General features: G+C 71.7%; 18 protein-coding genes and 1 riboswitch. Of the genes, 11 read left to right on the plus strand and 7 right to left on the minus strand.

Annotated elements, in window-relative coordinates; genetic code table 11:
* Positions 1-77: 77 nt before the first annotated feature.
* Positions 78-153: riboswitch (cobalamin riboswitch) on the minus strand.
* 229 nt (positions 154-382) lie between these two features.
* Positions 383-604, minus strand: a complete 222-nt coding sequence (locus tag ABZ208_RS28940; protein WP_328402132.1) for a hypothetical protein — start codon at positions 602-604, stop codon at positions 383-385.
* A 12-nt stretch (positions 605-616) separates the two neighbouring features.
* Positions 617-1,864, minus strand: coding sequence for an inorganic phosphate transporter (locus tag ABZ208_RS28945; protein WP_356912386.1), 1,248 nt, complete (start codon positions 1,862-1,864; stop codon positions 617-619).
* Positions 1,865-2,109: 245 nt separating this feature from the next.
* Between ABZ208_RS28945 and ABZ208_RS28950 the strand changes: the two genes are divergently transcribed.
* From ABZ208_RS28950 to ABZ208_RS28960, 3 genes are all read left to right on the plus strand, one after another.
* On the plus strand, positions 2,110-2,781 hold the full coding sequence (locus ABZ208_RS28950; RefSeq protein WP_356912387.1) for a class II aldolase/adducin family protein: 672 nt from the start codon (positions 2,110-2,112) through the stop codon (positions 2,779-2,781).
* Between the two features lie 881 nt (positions 2,782-3,662).
* Positions 3,663-4,790, plus strand: a complete 1,128-nt coding sequence (locus ABZ208_RS28955) for an alpha/beta fold hydrolase (protein WP_356912388.1) — start codon at positions 3,663-3,665, stop codon at positions 4,788-4,790.
* Positions 4,791-4,991: 201 nt separating this feature from the next.
* Positions 4,992-6,365 (plus strand): hypothetical protein, encoded by a 1,374-nt coding sequence (locus tag ABZ208_RS28960; RefSeq protein ID WP_356912389.1) that lies wholly within the window; start codon positions 4,992-4,994, stop codon positions 6,363-6,365.
* Between the two features lie 18 nt (positions 6,366-6,383).
* On the opposite strand, the gene ABZ208_RS28965 is transcribed toward ABZ208_RS28960, so the two are convergent.
* Entirely contained in the window at positions 6,384-6,791 is a 408-nt protein-coding gene (locus ABZ208_RS28965) for a VOC family protein (protein ID WP_356912390.1), read from the minus strand.
* 121 nt (positions 6,792-6,912) lie between these two features.
* A complete protein-coding gene (locus ABZ208_RS28970) occupies positions 6,913-7,803 on the minus strand; it encodes a neutral zinc metallopeptidase (protein WP_356912391.1) in 891 nt (296 codons plus the stop codon).
* A 332-nt stretch (positions 7,804-8,135) separates the two neighbouring features.
* Between ABZ208_RS28970 and ABZ208_RS28975 the strand changes: the two genes are divergently transcribed.
* The 3 genes from ABZ208_RS28975 to ABZ208_RS28985 all read left to right on the plus strand — a co-directional run bounded on the left by ABZ208_RS28975 (position 8,136) and on the right by ABZ208_RS28985 (position 11,339).
* Positions 8,136-9,734 carry an ABC-F family ATP-binding cassette domain-containing protein gene (locus tag ABZ208_RS28975; RefSeq protein ID WP_356912392.1) on the plus strand — a complete coding sequence of 533 codons (1,599 nt, stop codon included), beginning with the start codon at positions 8,136-8,138 and terminating at the stop codon, positions 9,732-9,734.
* Between the two features lie 393 nt (positions 9,735-10,127).
* Complete coding sequence (locus ABZ208_RS28980; RefSeq protein ID WP_005477683.1) at positions 10,128-10,349, plus strand: helix-turn-helix domain-containing protein; 222 nt, start codon at positions 10,128-10,130, stop codon at positions 10,347-10,349.
* A gap of 198 nt (positions 10,350-10,547) precedes the next feature.
* The gene (locus tag ABZ208_RS28985) at positions 10,548-11,339 is read left to right on the plus strand and encodes an enoyl-CoA hydratase/isomerase family protein (RefSeq protein WP_356912393.1); all 792 of its coding nucleotides are present in this window, start codon (positions 10,548-10,550) and stop codon (positions 11,337-11,339) included.
* Between the two features lie 128 nt (positions 11,340-11,467).
* On the opposite strand, the gene ABZ208_RS28990 is transcribed toward ABZ208_RS28985, so the two are convergent.
* Complete coding sequence (locus ABZ208_RS28990) at positions 11,468-12,139, minus strand: hypothetical protein (protein ID WP_356912394.1); 672 nt, start codon at positions 12,137-12,139, stop codon at positions 11,468-11,470.
* Between the two features lie 90 nt (positions 12,140-12,229).
* Between ABZ208_RS28990 and ABZ208_RS28995 the strand changes: the two genes are divergently transcribed.
* From ABZ208_RS28995 to amaP, 5 genes are read left to right on the plus strand one after another with little or no spacing between them, the layout of a single operon-like run.
* Positions 12,230-12,730, plus strand: coding sequence for an Asp23/Gls24 family envelope stress response protein (locus ABZ208_RS28995; protein ID WP_356912395.1), 501 nt, complete (start codon positions 12,230-12,232; stop codon positions 12,728-12,730).
* 12 nt (positions 12,731-12,742) lie between these two features.
* A complete protein-coding gene (locus tag ABZ208_RS29000) occupies positions 12,743-12,934 on the plus strand; it encodes a hypothetical protein (RefSeq protein WP_328402152.1) in 192 nt (63 codons plus the stop codon).
* 6 nt (positions 12,935-12,940) lie between these two features.
* Positions 12,941-13,285 carry a hypothetical protein gene (locus tag ABZ208_RS29005; protein WP_356912396.1) on the plus strand — a complete coding sequence of 115 codons (345 nt, stop codon included), beginning with the start codon at positions 12,941-12,943 and terminating at the stop codon, positions 13,283-13,285.
* Positions 13,282-13,944: a DUF6286 domain-containing protein gene (locus ABZ208_RS29010; RefSeq protein ID WP_356912397.1), complete on the plus strand. Its 663-nt coding sequence runs from the start codon at positions 13,282-13,284 to the stop codon at positions 13,942-13,944. Before ABZ208_RS29005 ends, ABZ208_RS29010 begins: the two co-directional genes overlap by 4 nt.
* Positions 13,941-14,528, plus strand: a complete 588-nt coding sequence (gene amaP, locus ABZ208_RS29015) for an alkaline shock response membrane anchor protein AmaP (RefSeq protein ID WP_356912398.1) — start codon at positions 13,941-13,943, stop codon at positions 14,526-14,528. Before ABZ208_RS29010 ends, amaP begins: the two co-directional genes overlap by 4 nt.
* 146 nt (positions 14,529-14,674) lie before the next feature.
* Here amaP and ABZ208_RS29020 read toward each other — a convergent pair whose 3' ends face one another.
* Together ABZ208_RS29020 and ABZ208_RS29025 are read right to left on the minus strand one after the other, a co-directional pair.
* Positions 14,675-15,430, minus strand: a complete 756-nt coding sequence (locus ABZ208_RS29020; protein ID WP_356912399.1) for an SDR family oxidoreductase — start codon at positions 15,428-15,430, stop codon at positions 14,675-14,677.
* Between the two features lie 5 nt (positions 15,431-15,435).
* Positions 15,436-17,220, minus strand: a complete 1,785-nt coding sequence (locus ABZ208_RS29025; protein ID WP_356912400.1) for a glycoside hydrolase family 15 protein — start codon at positions 17,218-17,220, stop codon at positions 15,436-15,438.
* Positions 17,221-17,224: the final 4 nt, after the last annotated feature.

The raw sequence follows: 17,224 nt of genomic DNA on the forward strand, positions 1-17,224 counted from the left end.
ACGGCTGAACCGCAGCCAGGCATGGCGATGAGTCCTCACTCAGGGTCCGCGCCCTGGTTCGACGTGACCGGCGGTGAGAGTTCCTGGCTCCCCGGGGACTGCTCCCCGGGTGACAGTGGCGGGACCGCGCCGGATTCGCACCGGACTTCCTCTGCTGCCGCCGTAGATGGCCCCGGCAGTCCACCACGCGCGCGAACGCCCGTCAACTCACCCTTGACCTGCGGCGGGACAGTGTGCCGAGCCCCACACCGGGCCCTGCACCCCGCCCCACACCGACCCCCGCGCCGAGGCGGGTGGCGGGGCATGCGCCGACGACGGAAAGGCCGGTCACGGTCCACCCGGGGGTGGACCGTGACCGGCCTTCACTGCATGTGCGCTGCCGTCAGCTGACGATCAGATAGATCCCGTACGCCACGGCCGCGGCGCAGAGTGCGAAGCAGGCATAGGCGCCGGTGCGGGCCAGTGCCGCGGACCCGCCGCCGGAGGCCGCGGCCTCCTGCTTGCTCAGGCCCACGACGCCCAGGGTGAACAGGCCCACCAGAGCGACGGTGGCGAGGAGACTCACGCCGAAGACGGAGCCGAGAGCTGCCCAGTCGATTTTCATACTGCTGATTCCTTACACCGAGGCCGGGCTGCCGGCCGGCTCGGCCGGGGGAGCGGCCGGGGCGGGGATGGTGGTCTTGATGTCCTGCGCGGGGGTCCCCGCGGGGGGCGGGATGACGGCCGCGATGGCGGTGGTGACGACGCCCGCGGGCTCGTCGGCCTCCATGTCGTTGACGTTGTTGTGGTCGATGACCTGGCGGCGGGAGATGAACCAGATCGCGACACAGGAGGCGATCAGGAAGGCGGCGACGGCCGCGACACCCCAGTCACCCTGCTGGGTGACGAACTCCGAGCCCGCCGCGACGAGGCCTGCGGCCGGAAGGGTCAGACCCCAGGCGACGAACATCCGGGTCGCGGTGGACCAGCGGACGACCCCGCCCTTGCGGCCGAGGCCCGCGCCCATCACCGCGCCGGAGCACGAGTGCGTGGTCGACAGGGAGAAACCGAGGTTGGAGGAGGCGAGGATGACGCTGGCCGCGCTGGTCTGGGCGGCGAAGCCCTGCTGCGGCTGGAGGTCGGTGAGGCCCTTGCCCATGGTGCGGATGATGCGCCAGCCGCCGAGGTACGTGCCGAGCGCGATCGCGAGACCGGCGGAGACGATGACCCACAGCGGGGGGTTGGAACCCGGGGCGATCACATTGCCGGCGACGAGGGCCAGCGTGATGATGCCCATCGTCTTCTGTGCGTCGTTCGTGCCGTGCGCGAGGGAGACGAGACCGGCCGAGGTGATCTGGCCGGCGCGGTAGCCCTTGGCGGTGGCTCCGGCGTCGGCCTTCTTGCCGAGCTTGTACGTCAGCCGGGTGGCCACCATCGCGCCGATGCCCGCGACGAGCGGGGCGGCGATGGCCGGTATCAGCACCTTGGTGACGACGACGCTTCCGTTGACGCCACCGAAGCCGACCGATGCGACCGTGGCGCCGATCAGACCGCCCATGAGGGCGTGGGACGAGCTGGAGGGCAGACCGACCAGCCAGGTCATCAGATTCCAGAGAATGGCGCCGACGAGCGCCGCGAAGATGACTTCCGGCGTGATGCCTGAGTCGTCGACGAGACCGCTGGAGATCGTCTTGGCGACCTCCACCGACATGAAAGCACCGACGAGGTTGAGCACGGCGGACATGGCGACCGCCGTCTTGGGCTTCAGTGCGCCGGTCGAGATGGTCGTCGCCATCGCGTTGGCGGTGTCGTGGAAACCGTTCGTGAAATCGAACACGAGAGCTGTCACGATCACGATCGCGAGCAGCAGTGTGATGTGTTCCATTTAACCCAGGCAATCGTTTGGCGTCATTGGCTGGCCGACCGTAGGCAACCTGGATGAACGGAAGGTGAACTGGGCTCGGCGTTGCAGTGTCTGCAAGTGAGTAGAAGTGGTTCCGCTTATGGAGGTGGGGCTCGGCTGCGGTCGCCGAAAGCCCGTGGAATCCGTTCGAAACGGGCCCCGTGCGGCCGATCGTGGTGCCCCGGTGCACACGGTCGCCGGCTGCCGGCGACTGAGAGGATCGTCACATGACGGAACAGGGGCGGCGGGACGCGCAGGACGCGATCGACCGGGCATGGCGGGACCTCATGACAACCGCCCGCAGGACGGCGGCCGAGGGGCTGGTGGTCGGCACCTCGGGCAATGTCTCGGTACGGGTCGGGGAGACCGTCCTTGTCACCCCGAGCGGGGTCCCCTACGACAGGCTCACCCCCGCGGACGCCGTCGGTGTCGATCTCCACGGCGGCAGACTCTTCGGCGACCTGGCGCCCACCAGCGAGCTGCCGCTGCATCTCGAGGTCTACCGTCATACCGACGCGGGCGCCGTGGTGCACACCCACGCCGTGCATGCCACCGCGGTCTCCACCCTCGTCCCCGAGCTCCCGCCCATCCACTACATGACCGCCGCACTCGGCGGCCCGGTACGCGTCGCCCGTTACGCCCTGTACGGCACCGAGGAACTCGCCCGGAACATGCGCGAGGCCCTGCGCGACCGGAGCGCGTGCCTGCTGCAGAACCACGGAACCGTCACCTACGGCGACTCCCTCGACCAGGCCTACGACCGCACGGCCCAGCTGGAGTGGATGTGCCGCCTCTGGCTGACCGCGTCGTCCGTGCCGGGACTCTCGCCCACGCTGCTGTCCGAAGGGCAGCTGAGTGAGGTGTCCGACCAGCTGAAGGGCTACGGCCAGCCCCGCTGACACCGCCCGGGACCACTGGCGGCGACCGGCCTCGCGGCGGGGGCCTGGACCGAGGTGGGGGTCGGCGGCGTACGTCGATGCCGGCGAGCCGGGCGGCTTCCGCGTTGCCGCCGACGGCGACGGTGCGACGGCCGAAGGTGGTGCAGCACCCGGCCCGGCCGATTTCGGCCGGTGCCCGGCGACCATGACGCGAGGGGCGGGGTGCGCCTGGCCGGGTCGGGCCTGTTGCCGGAGGGGCCGGGGTGCTGTCGGCGGCCGGGTGCCCCTGGCCGGGCGGGGCTTCTGACGGTGACCGCCTCGCGGTCGGGTGCCCCTGGCGGGGTTGGGCCACCCGCCGGGAGGGGGCCTTGCGGCCGATGGCGCTCGCCGGAGGGGCCGGCGTTGGGCCGGGCGTTCGCTAAAGGGGGTAGGGGCGGGTCTGTCGCCGGGAGGCTGCTTTGCGGCAGGTGGTGCTGGGCGGAGGGGGCGGGGCTGCTGACGGCTGCAGGGGTTTCTGGCGGTGACCGGCCTCGCGGTCGGGTGCGCCTGGCCGGGTGGGGGTGGGTCTGTCGCCGGGAGGCGGCCCTGCGGGCGGTGCCGCTGGGCGGAGGGGGCGGGGCTGCTGACGGCTGCCGGGGTTTCTGGCGGTGACCGGGCTCGCGGTCGGTGGCGCTGGCCGGGTGGGGGTGGGTCTGTCGCCGGGTGGCGGCTTTTGCGGCAGGTGGTGCTGGGCGGAGGGGGCGGGGGCGCGCCGGGCCCGTCGGCCAGGGGCGGCGGCACCGTGCAGAGGCCCGTCAAGCGGTACGCCGTCCGGCGCCGGCACCGTGACCGCGGCACACCCGTACGCCGTCCCGCACGCCCCTCCACTGGCAGCGTGGCCCGTGGCTGCCGACACTGGACGGGTGCGCGCGGCAACAGCGACGGCAGCGGCCGTCACCACTCTGCTCGGCGTCGGCGCGGCCGCGATAGCGGCCGGCCGCTACGCGAGCAACGCCGCGCTCAAGGCTCCGGTCGGGAAGCCCCTGCCCGGCGACCCCCGGCTCACCGTGCACGAGACCGAAGGTGACCGCATCACGCTGACCCGCAGCCTGGCCTCGCTCCGTCCCGGCACCTACGGACTCGCAGGCTCCGGCGTCCACGCCGTCGTGGGGCAGGTGCTCGACCATGTCCCCCATGCCCCGGACACCGTCGTACGCCGCCTGGTACGCGTCACCGGTGACGGCCTCGAGCGGGGCGACAAGGTCCGCCTCACCCCTCAGCTGCACAGCGGTGCCCCGGCCGACGCGCTCGGCATCGACCACGCCGAGGTCCTCGTCCCCGGCGAGCTGGGTGCACTGCCTGCCTGGTTCGTCCCCGGCGCCCGTACCACCTGGGTCATCACCGTGCACGGTCTGGGCACCACCCGCGAACACCCCCTGAACCTCCTCGAGTTCCTGCACTCCTACCAGTTCCCGGTCCTCGACCTGGCATATCGCGGCGACGCCGGCGCTCCCCGGCCGCCGGACGGGCTCGGTCATCTCGGCGACTCCGAGTGGCGCGACCTGGACGCGGCCGTCCGCCACGCCGTTCGTCACGGCGCCGAGCGTGTCGTCGTCCACGGCTGGTCCACGGGCGCCTCGATGGCCCTGTACGCCGCGGCCAATTCGGCGCTGCGCGACCGGATCAGCGGACTCGTCCTGGATTCCCCGGTGCTCGACTGGCAGACCACCCTGCGCACTCTGGCCGCCGCCCGCCGTACCCCCGCCGTGCTGCTGCCGCTCGCGGTCAGAGCGGCACAGGGCAGGACCGGACTGCACGGCGACCGGCTGCTCCAAGCGGCCGACCCGGACGCCCTGAGAGTGCCGACGCTGATCTTCCACGGGCCGGACGACATCATCGCCCCATGGGAGCCCTCCCAGGAACTGGCCGCCCGGCGGCCGGAGCTGGTCAGCCTTCACCCGGTCCCGAACGCCCCGCATGCCGCCATGTGGAACGCCGGGCCGACCCGCTACGAGGAGGCCCTGCGCCGCTTCCTCACCCCGTTGATGTAGGCACCGGTACGCTCCCCTCTTGTCCCTTTCGTCCCCGGTGGGGCGCCTGCCGGGCCCGGCCGCGCCGGTTCCGTTTGGGCTTTCGGGCCGTCAACGGGAAGACTGCACCCCGTGACGTCCCGAAAGCCTGATGAGCAATTGGCGCGCAACTCCAGACTCCGTCTTGTCCGCCCGCGGTCCCTGGCCACTGCACGACGGGCCGTGACGACCCGGCGCACCCGGCCGGCCACCAGGCCGCCCGAGGGCACGCCCGCCCCGGCGGAGCTGGCCCGCCAGGCCAGGGCGGTCCTCGCCGACGCCGTACGCATCGCCCGCTGGGCGGCCGTCGAGCGCGACCCCAGCACCGCCCCGCTCACCGACCGCGCGCGGGAACGTGCCGCGGCCGCTTTGGAACTGACACCCCACCAGGTCCGGGCCGGCTGGGACCGCGCCCGTCTCGCCGGCCTGGTCGAGCTGCACGGCGACACCGTGCGCCCCGGCTGGCGGCTGCGCGCCTGGGACCGCGACGACATGGCCGTGCTGCGCGGCTGGGTCGCCCTCTTCGACGCCTGGTCGCTGGTCCACCCCGCTCCCGAGGACATCGCGCCCACCGCGGTGGCCGAGGTCGTCGAGGCCGTGCCCCAGGTGCTCTCCCTCCTTCAGCTCTCGGACGGCCCCGTGCTCGTACCGGCCCTGCTCGATCTGCTGCAGCAGCGCGTCGCGGAACTGCGCGAGGAACGCTGCGAGGTCCCGTACGCCGGATCGCCCGAAGCCGGAACCGCCCTCACGGGAACAGCCCTCACGGGACCCGTCCCTGCCGGACCCGCCCTCACCGGACCCGCTGCCCCGGAGACCGGCCCGGCTGATGACGTCCCCGTGGCCGTACTGCTCGACTGGGCCCTGGAAGGCCTGTCCGCCGTCGGCGCCCTGACCCTGGAGCCCGGCCGATCCGCCACCCTCACCCCCCTCGGCAACTGGGCGGTATGGGTCAAGCTCGAGCAGATCTGCGTCGCCGCCCAGAGCCCCGCGGGCAATATCGAGCAGTCCGCCTCGGACATGCTGCTCGGCTGTGCCCGGCTCACCCCCGGACCGGCGCGCGCCGAATACCGCGCCTGGCTCGCCGCCCGCACCGTCTCCAGTGCGGTCGGTGAACTCCTCGCCGTCGCCCGTGGCGAGGACGCCCTGCTGCGCGGACTCGCCTTCGAAGCGCTGCGCGTCGTCGGCGCCCCGGCGGAGGCCGAGGTACGGGCCGCCGCCACGGAGCCGTCCCTGCGCCCCTATGCGTTGCTCTGGCTCGCCGAGTACGAAGGCGCCGACCCCGAGGACGCCGCCGACGTCCTCACCCGAGAAGAGGCGACCTGGCTGTGGGTGGACACCGCGGCGGCCGTCGCCGACCACGGTGAGCCCCAGCTGCTGCTTCGCCACCTCGACTCCGCCGTCCAGGGCACGGTTCCGGCACTCCTGGACGAGCTCCGGACCGGCGGCCACCCCCGCACCGTCCAGGTCCTGGTGGCCCTGGCCGCCGCGCACCCGGACCCCGCCCTCGCCAAGGCCGTGCGCCGGGCCGCCTTCCAGGTGCACACCGGAGGCTCCTGACGCAGGGGCGGGGAGACCTTACGGGGACTCCGCCGCCCCCGGGGAGTACGTCCCGAAGCTCCAGATGTTGCCCTCGAGATCGCGGGTCATGTAGTCGCGCGCCCCGTAGTCCTGGTCGGTCGGCGGCATCACGATCTCCGCCCCCTGTTCCACGGCCCGGCTGTGGTGCGCGTCCACGTCGTCGACATGCACGAACACCCCCGTCGGACCTGCCCCCTTCATCAGCTTGTCGAACTCACTGCCGGTGCCCTTGCTGCCCAGCATCACCATTCCGTTGCCGTAGGTGAGCTCGGCGTGCACCACACCGCCGTGCTCGTCCTCGTACACCGCATGTTCGGTGAAGCCGAAGGCCTCGGTGAGCTGCCGGATGGCGGCCTTGGCGTCCGCGTACACCAGCGTCGGACAGATGCTCGGCGACTGAGTCATCCCGATCACTCCTCAACTTGCTCGACGACGCGCATGTGATCTGTGTCTCAGATCCGGCACTCAGTCTGGCACCCACCACTGACAACGCCCGGCCGCACCGCGGCACTCCGGCGCCCTGTGGTCAGCGGAAGGTGTTGCAGCGGGCCATGTCGCCCGTGCGGTAGCCGTTGTGGAACCACTCCTGGCGCTGTGCCGCCGAGCCGTGCGTCCAGGACTCCGGGGTGACCCGGCCCTGGTACCTCGCCTGGATGCGGTCGTCGCCCACCGCCGCCGCCGCGTCCAGACCGTCCCGGATGTCCTGGTCGGTGAGCGAGGTCAGCAGCAGCCTGCCCGTCTTGTCGTCCGGCGAGGTCGCCGCGTGGTGTGCCCACACCCCGGCGTAGCAGTCCGCCTGGAGTTCCAGGCGTACCGCGTTGCTGCCCGCGCCCTGCTGTCCGTCCTGCGCCCGCTGCAGGGTGCCCAGCAGGTTCTGCACGTGGTGCCCGTACTCGTGGGCCACCACGTAGGCCTGGGCGAACGGGCCGCCGGTCGCCCCGAACCTGGTCCGCAGATCGTCGAAGAAGCCCAGGTCCAGATAGACTTTCCGGTCGGCAGGGCAGTAGAACGGCCCCACCTCCGCGGTCGCCGTCCCGCAGGCGGTCCGCACCTGCCCGGTGAAGATCACCGTCTGCGCCGGTGAGTAACGCCCCCCGCGCCGCTGGAACTCCGCACGCCAGAAGTCCTGGACATTGTTGACCACCGCGACGATCCGGCAGTCCTCCCGGGTGTTCGCGTCCACCCCCTTCCGGCAGGCCCGCTCGACCTCCGCCTGCGACGACGAGGTCGCCACCGGTTCGGGGTCGCCGGAGGACAGCCCGAGCTGCTCGGGCCCCACTCCGAAGAACAGCCCCAGGATCACCGCGATGATGCCGGCGATCCCGCCGCCGATCGTGGCCCTGCCTCCCGGGACACGGCTGCCCCGTACGTCCTGGACCTCGGACGTGTCCAGATCGGCGTCGTCGTCGAACTGCACGGGCCACCACCTCTTGCTCCACGCTCTCGCCGTCGCGGCGCGGGCAACGAGCCGCCCTGTCGCCGAGTATCGACCAGCTGTGCGCTGTATGCCCCTTTTGTCGGACGGTCGGGTCCATTGGACGGGCGAGCGCACATCGCGGCGATCAGGTGCCGCAGAGTGGTGCCGCAGGGGCGGTGTTCGCGGCGCCGGACGTGACGGCCGCCACGGAAAAACACTTGCCCCGCCCCGTTAGACTGGGCCGTATGGCAATTCTCCTTGTGCATTAGACGGCGTCGCAGCGTCGACCACCCGTCCCCTCCGCCGTCCATACCGCCTTGGAGTATTACCCCGTGATCACCGCATCCGGAGTCGAGCTGCGCGCAGGCGCCCGCGTCCTCATCGAATCCGCTTCCTTCCGTATTGCCAAGGGCGACCGTGTCGGCCTCGTCGGCCGCAACGGAGCCGGCAAGACCACCCTCACCAAGTGCCTTGCGGGTGAAGGTGTCCCCGCCGGCGGCACCATCACCCGTTCCGGCGAGGTCGGCTACCTCCCGCAGGACCCGCGCACCGGCGACCTCGACGTCCTGGCCCGCGACCGCATCCTCTCCGCCCGCGGACTCGACCTCCTGATCCGCAAGATGCGCCTGAACGAGGAGCGCATCGCGACCGGCCAGGGAGCCACCCGCGAAAAGGCGCTGCGGCAGTACGAGCGTCAGGAGACGGAGTTCCTCACCAAGGGCGGTTACTCCGCCGAGGCCGAGGCCTCCACCATCGCCGCCGCGCTCGGTCTGCCCGACCGGGTGCTCGGCCAGCCCCTCCATACGCTCTCGGGCGGTCAGCGCCGCCGGGTCGAGCTGGCGCGCATCCTCTTCTCGGACGCCGACACCCTGCTGCTCGACGAGCCGACCAACCACCTGGACGCCGACTCCATCGTCTGGCTGCGTGACTATCTCAAGACCTACCGCGGCGGCTTCATCGTGATCTCCCACGACGTCGATCTGGTCGAGACGGTCGTCAACAAGGTCTTCTATCTGGACGCCAACCGCTCCCAGATCGACGTCTACAACATGGGCTGGAAGCTCTACCAGCAGCAGCGCGAGGCCGATGAGAAGCGCCGCAAGCGTGAGCGGCAGAACGCCGAGAAGAAGGCTGCCGCCCTCAACTCGCAGGCCGACAAGATGCGCGCGAAGGCCACCAAGACGATCGCCGCACAGAACATGGCCAAGCGCGCGGAGCGCCTGCTCGCCGGGCTCGACGAGGTGCGGGTCGCCGACAAGGTCGCCAAGCTGCGCTTCCCGGAGCCCGCTCCCTGCGGCAAGACTCCGCTGACGGCGGAGGGCCTGTCCAAGTCGTACGGCTCGCTCGAGATCTTCACGGATGTCGACCTCGCGATCGACAAGGGTTCGCGTGTGGTCATCCTCGGCCTCAACGGCGCCGGCAAGACCACGCTCCTGCGGCTCCTGGCCGGTGTCGAGAAGCCGGACACGGGCGAGGTCACCCCGGGCCACGGCCTCAAGCTCGGCTACTACGCGCAGGAGCACGAGACGCTCGACCCGGACCGCACGGTGCTGGAGAACATGCGCTCCTCCGCGCCCGACCTCGACCTGGTCGCGGTGCGCAAGACGCTCGGCTCCTTCCTGTTCTCCGGTGACGACGTGGACAAACCGGCGGGCGTGCTGTCCGGTGGTGAGAAGACCCGGCTGGCGCTGGCCACCCTGGTCGTCTCCTCGGCCAACGTCCTGCTGCTGGACGAGCCCACCAACAACCTCGACCCCGCCAGCCGTGAGGAGATCCTCGGCGCGCTGCGCACCTACAAGGGTGCGGTCATCCTCGTCACCCACGACGAGGGTGCGGTCGAGGCGCTCGAGCCGGAGCGGATCATCCTGCTTCCGGACGGCGTGGAGGACCTGTGGGGCGCGGACTACGCCGACCTGGTGGCGCTCGCCTGACGACCGGCTCCGGCCCGGCCCGCCACGGGCCGGGCCGTTTTCGTTACCGGGCGCTGCCGCACGGTGTTGATCCACTCCGTATGGATCATTCGGCCTACGCGTGATCCATCATCTGTGTGAGTGCGTCTCGTATCACGGCGTGGCGTCGAGCGGACCGTGTCCGTCCGCTCCCGCGCGGTGCCCTTGCGTCGCTGCGCGGCGCTGACCTGGTCCTTTCCCCGACGCTCGGCGCGAGGGAGCCCTTTCGGCCGATCGGAATGCAGGATTCCGGCAGTGTCGGGCCTCCGGTGCATCGCCAAGCCTTTTGCACTGACCTTGCCGAATGGGTGGCCAGGATGCCCATGAGGGGTGATCATGAGAAGTCCAGAGCGCACTTCCCATGAGGAGGCACGGGTGGCCGAGACTCTGAAGAAGGGCAGCCGGGTGACCGGCGCCGCGCGCGACAAGCTCGCGGCAGACCTGAAGAAGAAGTACGACTCCGGTGCAAGCATCCGGGCGTTGGCCGAAGAGACCGGCCGCTCCTACGGATTCGTCCACCGGATGCTGAGCGAGTCCGGAGTCACGCTGCGGGGACGCGGCGGAGCGACACGAGGCAAGAAGACGGCCTCGGCCTGACGTTCGGTCGATCGACGCGATTCGATCGGGTCGATCGAGGCGAATCGTTCAAGGAAGAGTCGTTCAAGGCGGTCGCGGCTCCTTCGGTCCACCGGTTCACACGCGGTGGCCACCCGGTCGGGCATCCGGTCGGCCGGGTGGTTACTGTGCAGTCACTTATCTTGGTAGAGCTGACTGCATCTGAACCGGAGGCGCCTTATGACTTCGCCCGACTCTGTGCTCGACAAGGACGGCGTACGGCTCACCGTCGAGGACGCGGTTGCCACGGTGACCCTGATCAACCCGGACAAGCGCAACGCCCAATCTCCTGCGCTGTGGCGGGCGTTGGTGCACGCGGGTCGGTCACTGCCGGGCAATGTGCGGGTCGTGGTGCTGCGCGGTGAAGGCAAGTCCTTCTCCGCGGGGCTCGACCGGCAGGCGTTCACGCCCGAGGGCTTCGACGGCGAGCCGTCCTTCATCGACCTCGCGCGCGGCTCCGATGCGGAGCTCGACGCGGTCATCGCCGAGTACCAGGAAGCGTTCACCTGGTGGCGCCGCAGTGACATCGTCACGATCGCGGCGGTCCAGGGGCATGCGATCGGCGCCGGCTTCCAGCTCGCCCTCGCCTGCGACCTGCGGGTCGTCGCGCAGGACGTGCAGTTCGCCATGCGCGAGACCAGCCTCGGTCTCGTTCCCGATCTCACCGGTACGCACCCTCTGGTGTCGCTCGTCGGCTATGCCCGCGCACTCGAGATCTGCGCGACCGGCCGCTTCGTCCACGCAGAGGAGGCCGAGCGTACGGGCCTGGCCAACCTGGTCGTGGCACCGGAGGAGCTCGACGGCGCCGTCCAGGACCTGGCCGCGGCGCTGATCGCCGCGCCCCGGGACGCGATGATCGAAACGAAGGCGCTGCTCCAGGGCGCCGCGGGCCGGTCCTACGAGGACCAGCGGGTCGCGGAGCGCGCGGCCCAGGCACGACGGCTGCGTGACCTGGCCGGCCTGTCGGACTGACGCTCCCGATCGACTCGGCCGCACCGACGCTCCCAGCGTCGATTCGGCCGGGCCGACGTCCTCAGCGTCGACTCGGCGCGTCGCAGGCAGGCTCGCCGAGTCCTGGGCCCGCGGTCACCTGTACGCCGTCAGGGCACCGACGTGATCAGGACAGCCACCGCACGACCGTCGTCAAGGGCATCGGAGACCGCGGCGCGGACCGCGCGGGCGACATCCAAAGGGCGATGGCCCGCGGCCGTCGCCAGTTCGACCCGGACATGGTCCGGCTCGTGATGCACTGCCACCCCCAGCGTGGCCGTCAGATGCGCCACGCCTTCGGTCGCCGCCGCGGCCTCACCCGCCGCATCCGCGGCGTCGACCGCACGCACCCGGTGCGCAATGGTGTCATCAGGTCCGCGGGGCGCCGTGTCCAGCAGTTCGCTCACCAGAAGGTCCACCTCCGCGATCTCCAGACCCAGCCGGTCCGACGCCACCGCGAGCAGTTCCGCCCTCAACTCGGCCGCCAGCGCGGGCAATGGCTCCCATTCCCAGACCGCGACCTCGGCTTCCAGGCGCAGCGGGCCCGGCGGCAGGGCGCTCGGCGGAGGCGGTACGGCCGGCACCGCGGCCGTGCCGGGGTCCGCGAGGGCCAGCCGGATCCGGCGCAGCGCCGCTCCCGGCACCGTGGCAGCAGCACGGCGCAGCACCGGTGCGGCCGCCTGCTCACTCAACCAGGCTCCGTCCCCGGGCCCGCCCAGGGGGAGCAAGCTGCCCAGGCCCATCGCCCGCCGTACCCGCCGCACCGCATCCGCACCGGTCATTGCTCCAGCCTGCCGCATCCCCGGCGCGAGACGGGGCAAGCGCACTTAATGTGGGCAAGGAGGCCACCACCGCCCGGAGAGGACAAGGCGATGACCGACCCAGCCCAGCGCAACCGGTCCGAGAACCGTGGCGGCGAGCCGTCGGGCGGAGGGTCCGGTGAGCAGTCCCGCAGGCCGGCGATGGCCAAGCGAAGCGTCGACGCTGGAGCGCGTGGACGCACCACCATCGCCGACGGGGTGGTGGAGAAGATCGCGGGGCTGGCGGCCCGCGATGTGGTCGGTGTGCATGCGATGGGCGGCGGCGGTGGCTCCCGTACCTTCGGCGCCGTACGCGACCGGGTACCCGGCGGCAGGTCCAATGTCGCCCGAGGTGTGAAGGCCGAGGTCGGCGAGGTGCAGACGGCCCTCGACCTGGAGATCGTCGTCGACTACGGCGTCTCGATCGCCGATGTCGCCCGCGCCGTCCGCGAGAACGTCGTCTCCGCCGTGGAGCGGATGACCGGCCTCGAGGTCGTCGAGGTCAACATCGCGGTCAGCGACGTGAAGTTGCCGGAAGAGGAAGAGGAAGAGCCGGAGCCACGCATTCAGTAGAAGGAGCTCATCATGAGCATGGCGGTGGTCGGCCTGATGGCGGGCATGGCGCTCGGCTTCGCCGGATACTTCGGCGGCTTCGGGGCATTTCTGCTGGTGGCCGCGTTGGGAGCGGTCGGCTTCATCGGGGGACGATTCCTCGAGGGGGACCTCGAACTCGGCGACTTCTTCCGCAGCCGCGACCGCGGCGACGGGCGGCGGTGAGGCGTCGTGCCCGTCCCGCGTGTCGCGGCGGCCGAACGCGGGGCGACCACGATCGCGGACCGCGTCGTCGCGAAGATCGCCGCGCAGGCGGCGCGAGAGGCGATCGGCCGCGTGCCGGAGGGCGGCACCTCACCGCACGCCACGGTCACGGTGCACCATGACATCGCCCATGTACGGATCATCCTGGACCTCGACTACCCCTCGGACATCGGCGGCCAGTGCGGTGCGGTGCGTCATCGCGTCACCGAGCGGGTAAAGGCGTTGGCGGGGATGGAGGTACCCGAGGTGGCGGTGCAGGTGGAGCAACTGCACTCCGTCCACTCGCGTGCGGCGCAGGGGAGGATCCGATGACCGAGTCCGAGTCCGAGGCCCAGAAGCCCAGACCACCGGTGCTGGAGCTGGACCAGTCGGCGTCCGCGGCGGCGTACGAGCCGGCCTCTTCGGCGGAGCAGGGAGAGGGCGGGAGGGCGGGCCGATTCTGGTCCGTGCGCCGGGTGCCGGCCGGGCTGCTCGCGCTGGTGGTGCTGGGGGCGTCGGCCCTGACGCTGTACGACGTCGCGGCGGTGCGCGCCGACCGGCCCGCCATGCAGTGGCGGCGCACCCTGGCTGACGGCCTCGATACATGGCGTCTGGACGAGGTGGGGGTGCTGGCGGTGTCCGCCGCCGCGATGCTCATCGGTATCTGGCTGATCGTCCTCGCCGCCACGCCGGGGCTGCGCGCGTTGCTCCCGATGCGCCGCGAGCATCCGCATGTCCGGGCCGCCCTCGAACGGGAGGCGGCGGCGCTTGTGCTGCGCGACCGGGCGATGGAGGTCTCCGGGGTGCAGTCCGTACGGGTACGGGTGGGGCGTTCAAGGGCGCGGGTGCGGGCGATGTCGCACTTCCGGGAACTCGACGACGTACGGGCCGACCTCGACAGTGCGCTGGGCGTCGGTCTGAAAAACCTCGGCCTTGCCGCACCGCTCGCGCTGACCGTGCATGTCGTCCGGCCCTCGGCGAGGAAGCGGTGAGGCCGGTGCTCCGGGTGGTCAACCGCGTACTGGTCGGCCTCGCCGGCCTGGCCCTGGTCTGTGTGGGAGGTGCCGTTCTGGCAGCCGGGACGGGGCTCCCGGTGCCGTCCTGGTGGCCATGGGACGGACCCGGCGACGTCCTGCTGAGCGACGCGGACCGCGCCCGGTGGCGGGACGAGGGCTGGTGGTGGCCGGCCGTCATCGCGGTGCTGGCGGTGGTGGTGCTGCTGACGCTGTGGTGGCTGCTCGCCCAGCTGCGCCGCGCCCGGCTGGTGGAGGTGCTCGTGGACAGCGGGGACGGTGAGGGAGCGCTGCTGCGGGCCCGGGCACTCGAGGGCGTCCTCACGGGCGAGGCGGAGGCCCTGGACGGCGTGTCGAGGGCCCACGTCAGGCTGACAGGTCGCCGCAGTACACCCGAGGCGCGCGTGTCCCTGCTCCTGGAGCCGCACGCGGCTCCGGGCGAAACGCTGTCACACCTCCTTGACGAGGCGATCGGCCACGCGAGGGACTCGGCGGGGCTGGCGTCCTTGCCGGCGGAGGTGAGGATGGGGGCGACGAAGCACAAGGCACGGCGGGTGAGTTGACCCCCGCCCTGCCCGGACCGGCGCGCAGGGCAGCGCAGGGGAGTCCGTGGGGGTGCCCGCGGCAGCGGTACGCCCAGTCGTCGCCGATGGGGTTGCCCGGCCGGCCACGCGTCCCCGGCATCGGCGCGACGTGCCCCCGTCCGGCGTCAGAAGCCGTGGCGGGCGCCGCCGTCCACGGGGAGCATGATGCCTGTCAGGTAGGACGCCGCAGGGGAGAGCAGGAACGCCGCCGCCGCACCGAACTCATCGGGGGTGCCGTAGCGGCGCAGCGGGATGCGGGATTCGTTCATCGTGCGCGCCGCCTCCGCGTCACCGGAGAGTGCGTCGAGCTCGCGCACCCGGTCCGTGTCGATGCGGGCCGGGAGCAGTCCCACCACACGGATGCCGCGGGGGCCCAGCTCGTCCGCGAGGGACTTGGCGAAGCCGGCCAGCCCGGGGCGCAGGCCGTTGGAGACGGTCAGTCCCGGGATGGGTTCGTGCACCGAGCCGGAGAGGACGAAGCCGATGACGCCGCCTTCGCCCAGTTCCGCCGCGGCCGTCCGCGCCAGCCGCACCGCGCCGAGGAAGACCGACTCGAAAGCCGTCCGCCACTGGTCGTCCGTGTTGTCCGCGGCGAAGCCCGGCGGCGGGCCGCCCACGCTGATCAGAATGCCGTCGAGGCCGCCGAAGTGCGCACGCGCCGCGGCGGCGAGGCGTTCGGCCCCGGCCGGGTCGGCGTTGTCGCAGGCCACGCCTACCGCGTTCGGCCCGAGTTCGGTGGCGGCGTCCGCGACCGTCTTCGCGTCCCGCCCCGTGATGACAACCTTCGCACCGTCCGCGACGAGCGCCCGCGCCGCGGCGTTGCCCAGCCCCCGCGACGCGCCGGTGACGATGTAGACGCGGTCCTTCAGTCCAAGATCCATGGTCCCTATCCTGCCGTCCGGTCGGCGCCGAGCGCGAGGGCGGTGTTCACCAGGCCGATGTGGCTGAACGCCTGCGGGTAGTTCCCGAGCTGCCGCCCGGCCCTCGCGTCGTACTCCTCCGACAGCAGCCCGACGTCGTTGCAGAGCGCGAGCAGCCGCTCGAACAGGTCCCGGGCCTCGTCCACCCGGCCCGTCATCATCAGCGCGTCCGCGAGCCAGAACGAGCAGACCACGAACTCCCCTTCGTGCCCCGGCAACCCGTCGACGTCGGTGGCGCCCCTGCTGTAGCGGCGCACCAGCGGCCCGGCGCCCAGCTCCGCCCGTACCGCGTCCACCGTGCCGATCACCCGCGGGTCGTCCGGAGGCAGGAACCCCACCCGCGGTATCAGCAGCACCGCGGCGTCGAGCTCCTTCGAGCCGTACGACTGGGTGAAGGTGCCCCGCTGCGGGTCGAAGCCCTTCTCGCACACCTCCTGGTGCACCTCGTCCCGCATCGCCCGCCAGCGCGCCGCGTCCCCGTGCAGATGGGGAAACTCCTCCAGCGTGCGCACGGCGCGGTCCGCCGCGACCCATGCCATCACCTTGGAGTGCACGAAGTGCCGCCGTGGCCCGCGTACTTCCCACAGCCCCTCGTCCGGCCTGCGCCACGCCGCCTCCAGGAAGCCCATCAGGCTCAACTGGATGTTCCACGCGTGGCCCTCCGCCGTCAGCCCCGCCCGCCACCCCAGATGGAGCGAGTCCATGACCTCGCCGTACACATCGAGCTGCAGCTGGTTCACTGCGCCGTTGCCTGTACGGACCGGCGCCGAGCCCCCGTCGCCGCCGAGCCAGGGCAGCACCGTCTCCGGGAGCCGGCGCTCACCTGCCAGCCCGTACATGACCTGGAGGTCGGCCGGGTCCCCGGCCACCGCCCGCAGCAGCCAGTCCCGCCAGGCCGCGGCCTCTTCCAGGTATCCCGCCGACAGGAGCGCGCCCAGCGTGAGTGTGGAGTCGCGCAGCCAGCAGTAGCGGTAGTCCCAGTTGCGCACCCCGCCGATGTCCTCCGGCAGGGATGTGGTGGGCGCGGCGACGATGCCGCCGGTCGGCGCGAACGTCAGCCCCTTCAGCGTGATCAGGGAGCGCATGACGGCCTCGCGGTACGGACCCTCGTAGCGGCAGCGTGCCGACCACTCGTGCCAGTCGGCCAGGCACTGGTCCAGGGCCTTGTGCGGGTCGATGAGTCCGGGCCGCGGCTTGTGCGAGGGGTGCCAGGTCATGATGAACGCCACCCGCTCGCCCGGGCCGACGGTGAACGACGAGCAGGTGCTGAACTGCTGGCCCCATGTCTTGACCTCGGGCTCGCTGCGCAGCCAGACGGAGTCGGGGCCGGCGACCGCCACCCGGTGTCCGTCCGCGCGCCGCACCCAGGGCACCACCGAGCCGTAGTCGAAGCGCAGTCGCAGCGTGGAGTTCACCTCCACCGAGCCGCTGACCCCTTCCACGATGCGTACGACGTCGGGGGCCGTGTCGCGCTGCGGCATGAAGTCGATGACCTTGACCGTGCCGGTGCGGGTCTCCCACACCGATTCCAGGACCAGCGAATCACCCACATAGCCCCGCCGGGTGCACGCTCCCGCCCCCTTGGGCGCGATCCGCCAGTGGCCGTTGTCCTCGCCGCCGATCAGCGCGGCGAAGCAGGCGGGCGAGTCGAAGCGGGGCAGGCACAGCCAGTCCACCGAACCGTCCCTGCCGACCAGCGCAGCAGTCTGCAGATCGCCGATGAGGGCGTAGTCCTCGATGCGTAGGGTCACGCTC

Source organism: Streptomyces sp. NPDC006208, assembly GCF_040613775.1.
Classification (GTDB): domain Bacteria; phylum Actinomycetota; class Actinomycetes; order Streptomycetales; family Streptomycetaceae; genus Streptomyces.

What these genes read in the sequence shown, in the direction of transcription:
- ABZ208_RS28940 (WP_328402132.1), bottom strand. Translation starts at nt 604, where the DNA reads ATGAAAATCGACTGGGCAGCTCTCGGCTCCGTCTTCGGCGTGAGTCTC.
- ABZ208_RS28945 (WP_356912386.1), bottom strand. Translation starts at nt 1,864, where the DNA reads ATGGAACACATCACACTGCTGCTCGCGATCGTGATCGTGACAGCTCTC.
- ABZ208_RS28950 (WP_356912387.1), top strand. Translation starts at nt 2,110, where the DNA reads ATGACGGAACAGGGGCGGCGGGACGCGCAGGACGCGATCGACCGGGCA.
- ABZ208_RS28965 (WP_356912390.1), bottom strand. Translation starts at nt 6,791, where the DNA reads ATGACTCAGTCGCCGAGCATCTGTCCGACGCTGGTGTACGCGGACGCC.
- ABZ208_RS28985 (WP_356912393.1), top strand. Translation starts at nt 10,548, where the DNA reads ATGACTTCGCCCGACTCTGTGCTCGACAAGGACGGCGTACGGCTCACC.
- ABZ208_RS28990 (WP_356912394.1), bottom strand. Translation starts at nt 12,139, where the DNA reads ATGACCGGTGCGGATGCGGTGCGGCGGGTACGGCGGGCGATGGGCCTG.
- ABZ208_RS28995 (WP_356912395.1), top strand. Translation starts at nt 12,230, where the DNA reads ATGACCGACCCAGCCCAGCGCAACCGGTCCGAGAACCGTGGCGGCGAG.
- ABZ208_RS29000 (WP_328402152.1), top strand. Translation starts at nt 12,743, where the DNA reads ATGAGCATGGCGGTGGTCGGCCTGATGGCGGGCATGGCGCTCGGCTTC.
- ABZ208_RS29010 (WP_356912397.1), top strand. Translation starts at nt 13,282, where the DNA reads ATGACCGAGTCCGAGTCCGAGGCCCAGAAGCCCAGACCACCGGTGCTG.
- ABZ208_RS29020 (WP_356912399.1), bottom strand. Translation starts at nt 15,430, where the DNA reads ATGGATCTTGGACTGAAGGACCGCGTCTACATCGTCACCGGCGCGTCG.